This is a genomic window from Thermodesulfobacterium thermophilum DSM 1276 (assembly GCF_000421605.1).
Taxonomy (GTDB): domain Bacteria; phylum Desulfobacterota; class Thermodesulfobacteria; order Thermodesulfobacteriales; family Thermodesulfobacteriaceae; genus Thermodesulfobacterium; species Thermodesulfobacterium thermophilum.
Genome location: NZ_ATXI01000002.1, coordinates 143,000 through 157,794, shown reverse-complemented (window position 1 = coordinate 157,794; position 14,795 = coordinate 143,000). Strand labels below are relative to the sequence as shown.

The 14,795-nt window shown below is 37.6% G+C and carries 14 protein-coding genes and 1 pseudogene; 9 read left to right on the top strand and 6 right to left on the bottom strand.

Annotation, left to right across the window (positions count from 1 at the left end; translation table 11 throughout):
* Positions 1-124: 124 nt before the first annotated feature.
* From H529_RS12145 to H529_RS11115, 9 genes and pseudogenes are all read left to right on the top strand, one after another.
* Positions 125-244: pseudogene (locus H529_RS12145) on the top strand (phage virion morphogenesis family protein); the annotation flags it as partial.
* A 2-nt stretch (positions 245-246) separates the two neighbouring features.
* On the top strand, positions 247-597 hold the full coding sequence (locus H529_RS09730; protein WP_022854831.1) for a hypothetical protein: 351 nt from the start codon (positions 247-249) through the stop codon (positions 595-597).
* A 15-nt stretch (positions 598-612) separates the two neighbouring features.
* A complete protein-coding gene (locus tag H529_RS11405; protein WP_081642238.1) occupies positions 613-819 on the top strand; it encodes a transposase in 207 nt (68 codons plus the stop codon).
* Between the two features lie 270 nt (positions 820-1,089).
* Positions 1,090-1,965, top strand: coding sequence for an SPL family radical SAM protein (locus H529_RS0101645; protein WP_245540261.1), 876 nt, complete (start codon positions 1,090-1,092; stop codon positions 1,963-1,965).
* 22 nt (positions 1,966-1,987) lie between these two features.
* Positions 1,988-3,994: an excinuclease ABC subunit UvrB gene (gene uvrB / locus H529_RS0101640; protein ID WP_022854827.1), complete on the top strand. Its 2,007-nt coding sequence runs from the start codon at positions 1,988-1,990 to the stop codon at positions 3,992-3,994.
* 21 nt (positions 3,995-4,015) lie between these two features.
* Positions 4,016-5,395: a 16S rRNA (cytosine(967)-C(5))-methyltransferase RsmB gene (rsmB, locus tag H529_RS0101635; RefSeq protein ID WP_022854826.1), complete on the top strand. Its 1,380-nt coding sequence runs from the start codon at positions 4,016-4,018 to the stop codon at positions 5,393-5,395.
* Between the two features lie 30 nt (positions 5,396-5,425).
* Entirely contained in the window at positions 5,426-5,947 is a 522-nt protein-coding gene (locus H529_RS0101630) for a ferritin (RefSeq protein ID WP_022854825.1), read from the top strand.
* A 23-nt stretch (positions 5,948-5,970) separates the two neighbouring features.
* Positions 5,971-9,393, top strand: a complete 3,423-nt coding sequence (gene dnaE, locus H529_RS0101625) for a DNA polymerase III subunit alpha (RefSeq protein WP_022854824.1) — start codon at positions 5,971-5,973, stop codon at positions 9,391-9,393.
* A gap of 131 nt (positions 9,394-9,524) precedes the next feature.
* Positions 9,525-10,250, top strand: a complete 726-nt coding sequence (locus tag H529_RS11115; protein ID WP_022854823.1) for a CBS domain-containing protein — start codon at positions 9,525-9,527, stop codon at positions 10,248-10,250.
* Here H529_RS11115 and H529_RS0101615 read toward each other — a convergent pair.
* The 6 genes from H529_RS0101615 to H529_RS0101590 form a co-directional block, all read right to left on the bottom strand.
* Positions 10,233-11,057 carry an EAL domain-containing protein gene (locus H529_RS0101615; protein ID WP_022854822.1) on the bottom strand — a complete coding sequence of 275 codons (825 nt, stop codon included), beginning with the start codon at positions 11,055-11,057 and terminating at the stop codon, positions 10,233-10,235. The genes H529_RS11115 and H529_RS0101615 overlap by 18 nt on opposite strands.
* The gene (locus H529_RS09720; protein ID WP_211209632.1) at positions 11,029-12,030 is read right to left on the bottom strand and encodes a GGDEF domain-containing protein; all 1,002 of its coding nucleotides are present in this window, start codon (positions 12,028-12,030) and stop codon (positions 11,029-11,031) included. Before H529_RS09720 ends, H529_RS0101615 begins: the two co-directional genes overlap by 29 nt.
* A gap of 59 nt (positions 12,031-12,089) precedes the next feature.
* Entirely contained in the window at positions 12,090-12,656 is a 567-nt protein-coding gene (locus tag H529_RS0101605; protein ID WP_022854820.1) for a hypothetical protein, read from the bottom strand.
* A gap of 116 nt (positions 12,657-12,772) precedes the next feature.
* On the bottom strand, positions 12,773-13,198 hold the full coding sequence (locus H529_RS0101600; protein ID WP_022854819.1) for an arsenate reductase ArsC: 426 nt from the start codon (positions 13,196-13,198) through the stop codon (positions 12,773-12,775).
* A 66-nt stretch (positions 13,199-13,264) separates the two neighbouring features.
* Positions 13,265-13,939: a Crp/Fnr family transcriptional regulator gene (locus H529_RS0101595; RefSeq protein WP_022854818.1), complete on the bottom strand. Its 675-nt coding sequence runs from the start codon at positions 13,937-13,939 to the stop codon at positions 13,265-13,267.
* Between the two features lie 25 nt (positions 13,940-13,964).
* On the bottom strand, positions 13,965-14,597 hold the full coding sequence (locus tag H529_RS0101590) for a flavodoxin family protein (protein WP_022854817.1): 633 nt from the start codon (positions 14,595-14,597) through the stop codon (positions 13,965-13,967).
* Positions 14,598-14,795: the final 198 nt, after the last annotated feature.

Genomic DNA, 14,795 nt, shown 5'->3' with positions numbered 1-14,795 from the left:
CTCTTGTTTTGAGCCTACCTATAAGGAATTGAAACTCTTGAGTTCATCCAAAGCTTTGGCTATAAATTCATGGTTTTGAGCCTACCTATAAGGAATTGAAACGCGGGACGAATAAGGTGTATGAGGAAAGGCAGGAAGGGGACATAAAGTAAATATACCCGCAAGACCCTTTTTACAGCTAACTAATGAAGATTTAGAAGAAATAAAGGAAACAGTGATAAAATTCTTAGTAATGGGAGAATAAGGATGAGTAAAAAAATACCTCAGGACATTACGAAGGTCATTGAAATGTTGAACAAGGGTGAGCTTGATTATGAAAGTTTGCCTGGTGATTTATATTACATGATTGAAAAATTAGACGATGGGAAATATGGAATAAAACTTGATGATTGGGAAGTCAGTATAAATATTTTTTCGGATGAAGTATGTCTTAACTGTAAACACTTAATAGACAGTTGGATGCTTAAATGCAAAGCCTTTGACAGGATCCCAAAAGAGCTGTGGTATTCAATTGGGGGGCATAAAAAGCCATATCCAGGTGATAAAGGTATCAGATACGAACCTAAATTCTCAAGTAAAAAAGACCAAGAAGCTTAGCAAGACGGGTTAGGATTGGGGAGCGCGATTAATTGGAGGGAGGTATTGGTAGAGCTTAAAGGTAGGGGGCTAAAGAGGGTAGAGGTAGTAATAGGAGACGGATTGAGGGGGCTAAAGGAGGCAGTGAAATTAGAATTTCTTGGAGCAAGATCTCAGCTTTGTGTACTGCATGCTGTGAGGGGTAGTTTAAGGAAAGTGAGGAATAAGGACAGGAAGGGGTAGCAGAGAGCCTAAAAGGTATTTACAGGGTGGGAAGTAGGGAGGAAGCGAGGCAGGGGTTGATGAAGTTTAAGGAGAGATGGTTCAAATGAAGGATATCTTGATGAGGGCTAAGGTGATAGAGGTATTTTCTGTGGTGGATGTAGTTTGTAAGGTGGTATATTTAGTATAGTTGGATGTTGAAGGATATCTAATTTTAGGAGAGGCTTTTTTACTCCACATTAATAGACACAATTAAATAAACACTATGACTTGGTTGAATTTTAGGTTAGGGTGTTTATATTTAAAATCGCTATGCCATATATTACTCCCTTTGATCCATGGAAATCCCCTCTTTGTACCTGCCCTCCTAAGTATTCTTTAAACCCTTACACTGGATGTGGACATGGGTGTCTTTATTGTTATGCAAGCATCTTTATCAAGGACTTTTACTCCCCACGCCCTAAAAAGGAGTTTTTAAAAAAGATAGAAAAGGAGTTACCTAAACTCCCCCCTGAAAGCCTTATTTCTCTCTCTAACTCTTCAGACCCTTATCAACCTTTAGAAAAAATTTACAAATCTACCAGGATGTTTTTAGACCTAATTAAGGGACTTCCTTTGAAGGTGCTCATCATTACCAAATCAAACCTTGTGTTAAGGGATATAGACCTTTTGAAAAAACTAAAGGTTGCTGTAGCCATTACCATCACCACAAAGTCTTATCAGGCAAGGCTTGAACCTGGGGCTCCACCTTTTGAAGAAAGGCTTTTAGTTTTAAAGGTTCTCTCTCAAGAAGGAATCCCTACCATCGTTAGAATAGACCCTATTATTCCTGAGATTAACGAAGAAGAGGCTTTAGAGGTTTTAACCGAGGTATTGCCCTTTGTTAAGCATGTGGTAGTAAGTACTTACAAGGCTAAACCTCAGTCGCTAAAAAGACTTATAGAAGCCTTTCCTGAAAAAGCTAAAACATTAACAGCTCTTTATCTTCAAAAGGGCGAAAAGAAAAAAGGTGGTATCTATTTACCAGAAGAGATAAGAAGAAGCCTTGTAAAAAGAATATATCATAGGGTGAACCAGGTAAAAGGGGTTGGTTTTGCCACCTGTCGAGAAGGTTTGGTAGAGTTTTCTTTTCAGGGAAGATGTGATGGAAGTTTTTTGTTAAACTAAAGGGTTGTCAGGTAGGAAGGGTATGGAGAGAAAAAAGGCAAACTTTAGATTAAAAGCTGAGGTAGAGCCTAAGGGAGATCAGCCACAGGCTATAAAAGAGTTGGTAGAAGGGGTTATTAGAGGGGAGAAATATCAGGTACTTTTAGGTGTTACCGGTTCAGGTAAAACCTTTACCATGGCTAATGTTATCGCTCAAGTAGGTAGACCTACCTTAGTGATTGCCCCTAACAAAACCTTGGCAGCTCAACTTTATAATGAGTTTAAAAAACTCTTTCCAGAAAACGCGGTAGAGTATTTTGTCTCTTATTATGATTATTATCAGCCTGAGGCTTATGTTCCGGTTACAGATACCTATATAGAAAAAGATGCTTCTATCAACGAGTTGATCGACCGTTTAAGGCATTCGGCTACAGCCGCGGTGCTTTCAAGAAGAGACGTGATCGTCGTTGCCAGTGTATCCTGTATCTATGGCTTAGGTTCGCCTCATGAGTATTTTCAAAAACATCTTTATTTAAGACGCGGACAAACCATCTCTCGGGATGAGTTGTTAAGGGCGCTGGTTACGATGCATTATGAACGGACTGAGCTTGAGTTTACCAGAGCAACCTTTAGGGTAAGAGGGGATATAATAGAGATTTTTCCTGCAAACGAAGAAAAACGTGCGGTAAGGTTTTCTCTCTGGGGAAACGAAGTAGAAGAGATAAAAATCATAGATCCCTTTAGAGGGAAGGTATTAGGTAAGGTAGATGAGGTGCTTATTTTTCCTGCAAGCCACTATGTTACTTCAGAGGACAAATTAAAGGTAGCCATAAAAGAAATAAAAAAGGAACTAAAAGAGCGGGTTGAATGGTTTAGGTCGCAAGGTCAGTATCTTTATGCAGAAAGACTTGAGAAAAGAACCTTGTATGATCTCGAACTTTTAGAAGAGATAGGTTATTGCAAAGGGATCGAAAACTACAGCAGGTATTTAGACGGAAGAAAACCAGGAGAGCCTCCTTATACCTTGCTTGACTACTTTCCAGATGATTTTTTAATTTTTATAGACGAAAGCCATATAACCATCCCTCAGTTAAGAGGAATGTATCGAGGTGATCGTAGCAGAAAGGAAACCTTGGTAGAATATGGTTTTAGACTGCCTTCAGCCCTTGATAACCGTCCTTTGACGTTTGAAGAGTTTGAAGAAAGGGTTAATCAGGTAATCTATGTCTCTGCTACCCCAGGGGACTATGAACTCGAAAAAGCACAGGGGAGAGTAATAGAGCAAATCATTCGTCCTACAGGGCTTCTTGACCCTAAGGTAGAGATCAGACCTTCTGAAAATCAGGTGGAAGACCTGTTTTTTGAAATAAAAAAGCGGGTAGAAAAAAACGAAAGGGTTCTTGTGTGTACCCTTACTAAAAGGATGGCTGAAGAGCTTACAGACTATTATCAAGGCCTTGGTATTAAGGCTTGTTATATGCATTCTGACTTAAAGACCCTTGAAAGGGCAAGAATAATAAGAGATTTACGAAGAGGGGTTTATGACGTCCTTATAGGGATAAACCTTTTGAGAGAAGGGTTAGACTTACCAGAGGTTTCTCTGATTGCTATTTTGGATGCAGACAAAGAGGGTTTTTTGCGTTCTGAGAGAAGTCTTATTCAGATGATAGGAAGGGCTTCAAGAAACATAAACGGGACAGCCATTCTTTACGCTCAAACCATAACACCTGCCATAGAAAAAGCCGTAAAAGAAACAGAGCGCAGACGTAAACTTCAGGAGAAATATAATAAAAAACATAGTATTATTCCCCAAACCGTGGTAAAATCCTTAGATGATGCTCTTATGAAAATAGTTGAGGCGGATTTTGTAGATTTAGAAAAGGTAATCGAGATCTCTGAAAGTTTTGAGAGCTTGGAAGCTCTAAAACAGGAGATAGCAAGGGTAGAAAAAGAAATGAAAGAAGCAGCCAAAAATTACGAGTTTGAGAAAGCCGCGGTCTTGAGGGACAGGCTTTTTACCTTAAAACAAATGGCCCTTCAGTGGGAATAACGATTTTATAATTTTAGCACCATGCCAAGACTATCGAAAACCAACCCAAGAGCAGTAGCTTTAAAAATTCTTATTCGCTGGGAAAAAGGGAAACCTCTTTTAGATGAGGTCCTCTCACAGGTTCTTACTAAAAGTGTGTTGCCAGATGAAAGGGACAGAGCTTTGGTGAGTGAACTGGTAAATGGAGTGGTTAGACATCTCTATTATCTTGATTTTATCCTTGCAAGGTTTTCTGAACATCCTTTAGAAAAAATGGACTTAGAGGTCAAAAATCTTCTTCGTTTAGGTGCTTATCAACTTCTTTACACCCGGATCCCAGAAAGAGTAGCCATAGCAGAAAGTCTTAAAATTCTTTCTGAAAGAAAGAGAGGAGCCTGGATAAGAGGGCTGGTAAATGCAGTATTACATAAAGTGCTTGAGAATAAAGATAACTTACCAGAACCCCCTGATTTTAATGAGGTATATTATCTTTCAGTAAAATATTCCTTTCCCGAATGGTTGGTAAAAAGGTGGCTTCAAAGGTTTGGGAGAAAAGAAACTGAGGTTTTGCTGCATGCGAGCAACGAAAGATCCCCTTTAGTAATAAGAGTTAATACCTTAAAAGTTTCTCGAGACAGTCTTTTGGTTTATCTGCAAAAAGACGAAGTTCCTACAGCTAAACCTTGTCCTTATTCTCCTTCAGGTATCATATTAGAGGGGTTTAGAGGAAAGATTACCGAACTTAAACCTTATCATTTCGGCTGGATAAGTGTGCAGGATTCTGCCAGCCAGCTGGTAGGGTTTTTGTTAAATCCCAAACCAGGGGCTAAGGTTCTTGATGCCTGTGCAGGGGTGGGAGGTAAAACCACTCATATGGCGGAGCTTATGCAGGATAAAGGTACCATCTGGGCTTTTGACCTCTATGAATGGAGGTTGGAAAAACTAAAAGAGAATTTTCAAAGATTAGGTTTAAAACTTCCTAAGGTATTTGTGGGGGATGTGGTAGAAAAGCTTAAAGAGTTGCAACCTCCTTCTTTTGATTATATTTTAATAGATGCACCTTGCACAGGAACGGGAGTGATAAGAAAACATCCAGACGTTAAATGGGCCCGTACTGAGGAAGACTTTTTAAAAATTCCAGAAAGGCAATTAAGACTTCTTGAAGGGTTAGCCCCTTTTCTTAAAAAAGGTGGTATAATGGTATATGCAACCTGTAGTTTAGAGCCTGAGGAAAACGAGCAGGTAATAGAAAGGTTTTTACAGTCCCATCCAGAGTTTATGCTGGAAGATCCTGCTAAGGTGCTTAGCAAAACCTGTCCAGAAAAAGTAAAAGAACTCTGTGTAGAAAATAAATACTTAAGAACCTACCCCCATAAACACGGATTAGACGGGTTTTTTGCGGTAAGGTTAAGAAAGGTTTAAATATATAAAGCTAAAAAGGAGGAAATTCCTATGAAAAAAGAAATCGAGGCAGCTTTAAACGAACAGATTAAGTGGGAAATTTATTCAGGGTATTTATATCTTTCTATGGCAGCCTATTTTGACGATTTAGGGTTAGATGGGTTTTCTAAATGGATGAAGGCTCAGACAGCAGAAGAGTTTATGCATGCGATGAAATTTTACAAGTTTGTCGTAGAAAGGGATGGTAAAGTGATTTTACAAGAAATTCCAGCACCTCCTAATAAGTGGGATTCCCCTGAAGCTGTGTTTGAGTTTGCCTATAATCACGAAAAAGAAGTAACCAAAAGAATAAACCAACTGGTAAGTTTAGCTAAAAAACTGGAAGATTACGCAACCGATAATTTCCTTCAGTGGTTTGTAAACGAACAGGTAGAAGAAGAGGCCTCATTTAAGGCCATTCTTTCTAAGCTAAAACTTATAAAAAACGACCCTCAAGCCCTTTTTTATTTAGATAAAGAGCTTGGCCAGAGACCCTTAGACTTAAATCAGCTCTTTTTAACCCCTACTGAATAGTTTATTTTTTTGAACGTAGCCTTATGGGGGAGTTTGTTCACCTTCATCTTCATACTGAATGGAGTCTCCTTGACGGTGCTATCCGTATTAAAGATTTGGTGAAAAGGCTCTTAGACTATCAGCTTCCTGGCTGCGCTATCACCGACCATGGAACTTTATATGGTATTATTCATTTTTACAAGGCTTTAAAAGAAGCAGGTTTAAAGCCTATTATCGGATGCGAGTTTTACGTAGCAGAAAATTCCAGATTTGATAAAAAGGTTGCTAAGCGCGGAGAGGCAGGGCATCATCTGGTTCTTTTAGCCAAAGATGAAGTAGGATACAAAAATTTAATCAAACTTGCCTCTCAAGCCTATTTAGAAGGTTTTTACTATAGGCCCAGGATAGACAAAGAACTTTTAGTTAAACACCACGAAGGGCTAATAGCCCTTTCTGCCTGTTTAGAAGGGGAGATCCCTAAGCTTATCCTTTTCAACCAGATTGATAAAGCCATAGAGGTAGCTAAGTGGTATAAAGACTTGTTTAAGGAGGATTTTTATCTTGAGGTTCAGCGAAATGGTCTTTCAGAACAGGAGGTTTGTAACCAAAAAATCTTAGAGATAGCAGAGAAACTTAGAATAAAATGTGTAGCTACTGCAGATTGTCATTATTTAGACAAAGAAGACGCTTTGGCTCATGAGGTGTTGCTCTGTATTCAAACAGGACACAAGCTTTCTGACCCAGACCGGTTCAAGTTTAACACCGATATGCTCTATTTGGCAAGTGCTGAAGATATGGCCCAAAGGTTTCAAGACCTGCCTTCGGAGGTGCTTACCAATAGCTTGGAGGTTTTAGAAAAGGTAAACTTAGAACTTAAAACAGGAGAAGTCCTTTTCCCCAAGGCTAAAGTTCCTGAAGGAGAAACCGCCGAGAGTTATTTTAGCAAAAAGGCTAAAGAGGGTCTGGAAAAAAGACTATCTGAGTTAGAAGAAACAGGACAACTTGCTGCCGAAAAGGAGGTTTATCGTCAAAGATTGGAAGAGGAGTTAGAGGTTATCATCGAAAAAGGTTATGCCAGTTATTTTCTTATCGTTTGTGATTTTATAGAATGGGCACGGTCAAAAGGGATACCTGTTGGGCCAGGAAGAGGGTCTGCTGCCGGAGCCCTCACCTCTTATGCCTTAGGAATTACCAACCTTGATCCTATCAGATGGGGTCTTCTTTTTGAGAGGTTTCTAAATAAAGAACGCCCCAGTCTTCCTGATATAGACGTTGACTTTTGCAAAGAAAGAAGAGATGAAGTGATAGAATATGTAGCTCAGACTTATGGGAGAGAGTATATCGCTAAAATTGCTACCTTTGGTCAGTTAAAAGCAAGACAAGTAGTGAGAGACGTAGGACGAGTCCTTGGTTTTAAACCTAAGGAGATAGACCCTATCGCTAAGATGATAAGTCCAGGGATTGATGTGTCTTTAGAAAAAGAACTTGAAAGGCCAGAGTTTCAAGAACTTATGCAAAAAAATGAAGAGATAAAGAAACTCTTTGACCTGGCTAAAAAACTTGAAGGCCTTCCAAGACATGCAAGTCAGCATGCAGCAGGGGTTATTATTTCAGGTAAACCCATCATAGAGACAGCTCCTTTGATGAAGGTCGAGGAAAATGAAATAGTTGTTCAGTTTGATATGAAGGCCTGCGAAGCTGTTGGCCTTATTAAGTTTGATTTCTTAGGGCTTAAAACCCTTACCATCATAGATAAAACCCTTAAACTTATCAAAAAATATGAGGGGATAGACTTAGATTTAAATCGGATCCCTCTTGATGACCCCAAAACGTTTGAACTGTTAAGGGCAGGCGAAACTGACGGAGTCTTTCAATTAGAATCTCAAGGAATGAAAGACCTTTTAAGAAGGCTTAAACCCTCCGACTTTAACGACCTTATCGCAGTTTTAGCTCTTTATCGTCCTGGTCCCTTAGAGGGTGGGCTGGTAGACCAGTATATCGAAACCAAACATGGAAGAAGGAAGCCAGAATATCTACATCCACTTTTAGAGCCTATTTTAAAAGAAACCTACGGGGTAATCGTTTATCAAGAACAGGTTATGCAAATAGCCCAGGTGATGGCTGGATATACTCTGGGGGAAGCTGACCTTCTTAGGCGTGCTATTGGAAAAAAAGAAAAAGAGTTGATGGAAAGCCTAAAAGAAGAGTTTGTTAAAAGGTCTGTAGATAGAGGAATTCCTGAAGACATCGCTCAAAAGGTATTTGATCTTATAGAAAAATTTGCTGACTACGGATTTAACAAAAGCCATTCGGCAGCTTATGCTTTAGTGGCTTATCAGACAGCTTATCTAAAAGCCCACTACCCTGTTTACTTTATGGCTTCTATCCTTACTTACGAGGTTGATAAAAGAGAAGAGGTAAGTAAATATATCTCTGTAGCCAATGAAATGGGGATACCTATTCTTCCTCCAGATATAAATTTAAGTGATGTAGGCTTCACTGTAGAACAAGGAGCTATTAGAGTAGGGCTTCAAGCAGTAAAAAACGTAGGGGAAGAGGCAGTAAACGAGATTATTAACAAACGTCCTTATAGTTCTTTTTGGGATTTTTGCAATAAAGTAGACACCAAAAAAGTAAACCGCAAAACTATAGAAGCTTTGATAAAAGCTGGTGCTTTTGATAGCTTAGACCAAAACAGAGCTAAGCTAATGCATAATCTTCCTTCGATCCTCTCTGTTACCACCCAAACCAAATTTTCTTCTCTTTTTGGGCAAGCCACCCTTTTAAATCCGTCTACTTCTTATACCTTAGAAGAAGTACCTGAGTGGGATTTAGAAACAAAGCTTGCTTTTGAAAAAGAAAGCCTTGGTTTTTATCTTTCAGACCATCCAGTAAAACGACTCCGGCGTTTTATAGAAGTGTTTACCCCTTACAACTTAGAAAATCTTTCTCAAGTAGAAGACGGCGCGCAGGTAGTGTTACTGGGGTTGATTTCAGAGATAAAGCTTAAGCAGACAAAAAACGGGGATAAGATGGCTATTCTTACGATAGAAGACGAGTTTTCTTCGGAAAGAGCTCTGGTTTTTCCGAATCTTTACAAACAAAACTTTTCTGTAATGTCCGAAGGATCTATTCTCTGGTTTAGAGTTGCCGTAGACAGAGATGAGGATTCCTTAACCCTTTTAGTAGAAGACCTTGCTCCTTTTAATGATTTTAGATTTTTTAAGGAAGGAGTGGTTAATGTTTGTGTACCTCACACCTTAGCAAACAGACAATTTTTAGAATTTTTGAAGACCTTTGTTACTAAAGAAGAAACGAATACTTTCCCTTTCCGCCTTCAGATCACCTATCCTGATGCCATCGTAAACTTTGAGATAAACGGAGACAAGCTTTTACTTTCTCAGGAAAATATCTCCTTACTTTTTGATAACTTTCCTCAGATAAAACTGGTCTTTACAGAATCATAAATAAAATAAAAACTCACCAAAAATATTTTTTCATAAAAAAGTTACAAAAACCTCTTGATTCAGTCGGTTAGATTCCTATAATAAAAGTATATAGCAAAGATTTTTAAAAATTTAACACAAAGGGGGTTAGAATGCTTGTTAAAGATTGGATGACAGAAAATGTAGTAACCTTAGAAGAAGATGAAACCTTAGAAAAAGCTTTTAAGATTTTAGAAGATTTTAAAACCTTTAGGAAGATCCCTATTACTAAGAATGGTAAACTTACCGGTATCATAACCCTTACCGACATAAAAGGATTACTTCCTTATAAAGCTAAAGACATCATCAAAGATCCCAGGTTTGATGAATTTTTTCAGGAGTTAAAAAATATTCCAATAAAACAAGTTATGACCAAAGATCCTATATATACCTATCCAGATGAAACCATAGAAAAGGCCTCTGTCATCATGCTTGAAAATAAAGTTTCAGGCCTACCTGTGGTAGATAGAAATCTCAGGGTAGTTGGGATTATAACTGAGACTGATATCTTCAGGTTTTATACTTTGGTTTCAGGGGTATATTTTGCCCCTTATCTTATGGGAGCTCTTATCGGTTGTGTGGATGACATTAAAAGCATAAGAGATGTGCTTAATAACAAGATAGGGGCTAAAATTTCAAGTATCATAATGTGGGATGCTCTGTTTTTGTTAAGCCACGATACAAACCTTAAGGATGTAATGGTAAGGTTTCAGGTGAGTAAGATATTATCAGATGTAGAGAACATGGTAAAAGAAGCTTTTAGTGAGTATGAAACCATCAAGGTACTTTTTGTCCGAAAGGATACGATAGAAGATGTTCCTTCAAGGAGATGGAAATAGAGGGTTAATTAATCCTAATGGTTGCGGATTAGCCCCTATCCTTTCTAATTCTCTAAGTCTCTTTTCTGCTAAGAAGAGAGCCTCTTTAGGGTTAGGATTGGGATGGGCAAAAAGATATCCCTGGGCTAAGGGAATTTTTTGAGCTTTTAAGAAAAGAGCTTCCTCCCAGGTTTCTACTCCTTCTGCAACGACAAAAAAGCCTATTTTTTGACTTAAGATATACATTACCTCTAAAAGTTTTTGTTTCTTTTTGAAGTTATTTAGGTCTTGAATAAAGGGTTTGGCTAATTTTACATAATGTATATCAAGAAGTACTAACCTCTCTAAATTTGAATGCCTAACCCCAAAGTCATCAAGAGCTATTAAAAATCCATAACTTAAGTACTTTTCTACAAAAGATACCAGTTTTTCAGTATGTGCAATTTTAGCCTCGCTTATTTCCACTACGATACTTTCAGGGCTTATCCCATAGTATTTAGCCTTTTTCTTAATCCAGTTAGTTCCTGCAAGTCCAAGGTCGATCGTTTCGCTGTTAACGTTGAGAAAGAGTAAAAAGTCCCGTTCTAACCCAAATTCTTTGAATTTTTTCATAGCCAGTGCTTTACAGGTACGATCAAATTCTATCAGAACTCCCTGTTTTTTAGCTAATTCAAAAAGCACGTTAGGAGGGATGATTAGGTTTTTTTCTTGATTAATACCTCTTACTAAAGCTTCAAACCCTAACACCTTCCCTGTGTCAAGATTTACTACAGGTTGAAGGTAAATATCAAGATGACTTTCAAGAAGAAAAAAGTTCGTTTCGTTCATAAAAGCTAACCTCCGTAGTCTTGTCTTTTCTTCGATCCTTAAAGATTACAGAATTTTTTGCCTCTCTTGCCATACTCTTAGCTTTAGCTTTGACCTCTGAGGCTATAGAAGCTAAATGGGCATAAGAGGTTATTTTCCTGTTAGTGCTACTTACTATGGCAAAGGTTAGAGAAAGGAGAGGGAAGTTTTTTTCTTTACCCTCTCTGTCTTTAGAAAGATAATATCCAGTTAAAAAGTCTTTTCCATGAAAATCTGGCAAAAGTTTTTCAAATTCTTCTTTAATCTTTTCTGCTATTTCTAAGGAAGTCTCTGGTGGGCATATTACTATAAAATCATCCCCTCCAATGTGGCCAACAAAAGTGTTTTTCTTTCCATTTACTGTTTCTTTTATTATTTCACCAAGAGATATGATGACCTCATCACCCTTAGCGAATCCATATTTATCGTTAAAAGGTTTGAAATGGTTTATGTCTATGTAGATTACGTCAAAATCTTCCATTTTTGATATTCTTTCTTCTATTACATTTTTGATAGCCCAGTTTCCAGGAAGGCCTGTAAGAGGATTAGCATCTTTGGCAAGCATCAGTGATTTTTGAGCTAAGGCCTCTATCAAAAGAGACACCGATACCACCCCTAAATACCTTCCTTTTTCTACTACGATTATGTCATCATAAGTATGAGGATAGGTTCTATTTTGTAGTTGCATCGCAGCTTCTTCTATGGTATTAGAAGCCTCAAGGGTTAAACCTGGGGGTTCCATCACATCTCTTACCTTTTTATTCCCATTTAGATGGATTCCGTATCCATACTTTCCTAAAATGATATGCTCTAAAAACCTCCTCCTCTGAAGTTGTCCTACCACAGATTTATCATAGTTTATGACTGGAAGGAGATTAAAGTTTTCATCTTTCATAAAAAGTAAAAAGGCTTCTCTGACAAACATTTCAAAATGAATCGGGGGAATCTTAATCACAAGATCTCTAAGTCTACGGTCTAAATTTAAAAAATATATATCCATAGTTATGGATATGTTTAGGCAACCAAATAGGCTTTTTGAGGATTATAAAAAGACTTTAAATATCCTGACTCTAAGTTTCTCTTAGCAAGATATTCCTTGGGACCACTTATTAAATAAAAACTTAAATCTCCTATGGGAGGTATTCTATAACTAAAGGAAAGATTTAACATTCCAGAAAAACTTTGAGATAAATTAGAAGACCTGAAAAATTCTTGAGTTTTAATACAAAACTTTAGGTTTTTTTGATTTAATCTATCTAATACCTTTTGGGTTAATTCCTGAATAAGTTCTTGAAAAGATTTTAAACAGAAGGAGTCTAAATTTTTAAGTAGGTTAAAGTCTATCATAAAATGTGGAGATACCTTTTTGGCATACTGGATTACCAATTTTTTTTCAGCAGTTATCACCATGATTAGCCCTAAGAGATCGTTTTCGTACCATCCTTTGTAAGAAAAATCTTTTAGGTTCGCTACTTTTTGATAGTTAAAAAATTCTGTCAAAACAGGAGATTTATCAAAAACTTTTAGTCCCCAATCTTTTATACAACTTCTAATTAGGCTTATAAAAAACTCCTGGTTCATAAGTCACCTCCTTGTGATGTTTTGGGTTATTTTGTTAATAAGAAAGATAAAAGAGAAAGGTTAAAACTATGTTAAAAGGTTTTTAAATTTTTATAAAAATTAGGGATAGATGAAGTTTATGGGTTTTTAAGGGAAAGGATAAGTTTTTTAACTTTTTCTTTTATTTCATCTCTGACCTTGCGAAAAATTTTTAATCTTTCTTCTTCAGTTCCTTCAGCTTTAGCAGGGTCAGGAAGTCCCCAGTGTTCTCTTTTCTGGGCAGGAACATAAGGGCAGGTTTCTTTAGCGTCTCCACAAAGGGTTATAACTATATTGATCTGATCAAACGGGATTTCCTGAAAAGATTTGGGCCTTTGAGAAGATAGATCTATCCCTTCTTCAGCCATAACCTTTATGGCTAAGGGGTTTATACTTGAAGCAGGGTTTGAACCAGCTGAGTATACTTCTATATTCAGCTTATAAAGATTTGCAAAATGTTTAGCATAACCTTCAGCCATCTGACTTCTTGCAGAGTTTCCTGTACAGATAAAGGCTATTTTCATCAAGATGTCCCCTCCTTTTTTGTATAAGGTAAAGCTGTTGCATGTTTAAACTTAAACTAGGTTTAGTTAGGTTAAAACTCTATCATTAACCCAGATTTGCTTGCCATCAACCTTGATAAATCCATCTTCCTCAAGTTTTTTTAAAAGCCTTGAAAGAGTTTCTGGGGTAATACCTAAAAGCAAGGCTAATTGAGATTTAGGGATTTCAAGTTTTACAAGCCTTTCTGGAGAAGCCTTGGCAGCGTGATAAAAAAAATTTAAAAGTCTCTCCTTAGCATCTTTTAAAGTTATATTCTCAAGACTATGGAGCAAGTCCTTTATTTTTAAAGCAAAGACAGATAGAAGAGTAAGGCATAAATCTGGTGATCTTCCGATCAAGCTTTTAAAAAGGTTCTTTTCAAAAAATATTACTTCGGTTTCTGTAAGAGCCTGTGCCCAGGCAGGATATTCTCCCACCCCAGCCAATACTATTTCTCCGAAAATTTCCCCAGATCCAAAGATATGTACTACCATTTCCTTGCCTTCTGGAGAAAGTTTGTAAATTTTTATCCAGCCGTCTTTTACCAGATAAAATCCGGTAGCTCTGTCTCCTTCAGCAAAGATATGTTCTTTTTTGGAAAATTTTTTGACCATAGCGATTTCACTAAGTTTAGAGAGGTCATCTTCAGACAGCCGATTAAAATAGAAGGTACTTTTTAAGAAAGATTTTAAATCTTCGTTTTGAGAAACCTTGTGTTCCACGTGGAACACCTCTTTTTAAGAAAAATTATCTTATAAAATTGGTAAATATTTTGGGCTCTATTTCTGGACTTAAGCTTTTCGCCCTTTTCCCTTGGGTAGTCTTTAGTAACCAGGCTAAATTTTTAGCTAAAATCCTTACTATTTGTTTTCCTTCCTCGTCTTGTAAAACCTCTCCAGGACTGAGCCCAAATACTCCGTTCCAGTAGTTAGAGGTAGCCACAACCATTTCTGCATAAGTTAGGTAATGTAAAAGTTGGTCGTAGGTGGCAACACCACCTGCCCTTCTACATACTGCGATAGCAGCCCCAACCTTGTGCCTAAAAAGATTCCCGTTTACCGCAGAAACTAAAAAAGCTCGATCTAAAAAACATTTCATCGTCCCTGCTATCCCAGAAAAATAAACAGGAGATGCCAAAACTATCCCGTCAGCCTTTTTCATCATCTGAATCCAATCGTTTACCTCATCCTCTATAGCACACCTTTCGTTCTGTTTTTTCCTGCAGGTATAACAGGCAAGACATCCTCTGATGGCTTTATCTCCAACCTGAATGATCTCGGTTTTTATCCCTTGAGAAGTTAGCTCGTCTGCCAAGAGTTCAAGCACTTTTTGGGTGTTTCCCTGCTTCCTTGGACTTCCGTTAAAGGCAATTACTTTCATTTGCCCCTCCTGCCGCACTAAAAGAGTTGTTTTTTATTATATTACCATCTACTTTGTCTTTTGAAAAGCTTAAAGCCTATTAACAAATAATTTGGTGAGACTTTGTAATTTCTTCACATGTATGGAGAAAACATGCCAAAATTAGAAATTGAGTCTTGGAATTTTTCAGTTTTTTCCCTTTACCTTAGAAGCTTTTTA

Coding starts and splice junctions, on each gene's coding strand:
- H529_RS09730 (WP_022854831.1), top strand. CDS start 247: ATGAGTAAAAAAATACCTCAGGACATTACGAAGGTCATTGAAATGTTG.
- uvrB (WP_022854827.1), top strand. CDS start 1,988: ATGGAGAGAAAAAAGGCAAACTTTAGATTAAAAGCTGAGGTAGAGCCT.
- rsmB (WP_022854826.1), top strand. CDS start 4,016: ATGCCAAGACTATCGAAAACCAACCCAAGAGCAGTAGCTTTAAAAATT.
- H529_RS0101630 (WP_022854825.1), top strand. CDS start 5,426: ATGAAAAAAGAAATCGAGGCAGCTTTAAACGAACAGATTAAGTGGGAA.
- dnaE (WP_022854824.1), top strand. CDS start 5,971: ATGGGGGAGTTTGTTCACCTTCATCTTCATACTGAATGGAGTCTCCTT.
- H529_RS11115 (WP_022854823.1), top strand. CDS start 9,525: ATGCTTGTTAAAGATTGGATGACAGAAAATGTAGTAACCTTAGAAGAA.
- H529_RS0101615 (WP_022854822.1), bottom strand. CDS start 11,057: ATGAACGAAACGAACTTTTTTCTTCTTGAAAGTCATCTTGATATTTAC.
- H529_RS0101605 (WP_022854820.1), bottom strand. CDS start 12,656: ATGAACCAGGAGTTTTTTATAAGCCTAATTAGAAGTTGTATAAAAGAT.
- H529_RS0101600 (WP_022854819.1), bottom strand. CDS start 13,198: ATGAAAATAGCCTTTATCTGTACAGGAAACTCTGCAAGAAGTCAGATG.
- H529_RS0101590 (WP_022854817.1), bottom strand. CDS start 14,597: ATGAAAGTAATTGCCTTTAACGGAAGTCCAAGGAAGCAGGGAAACACC.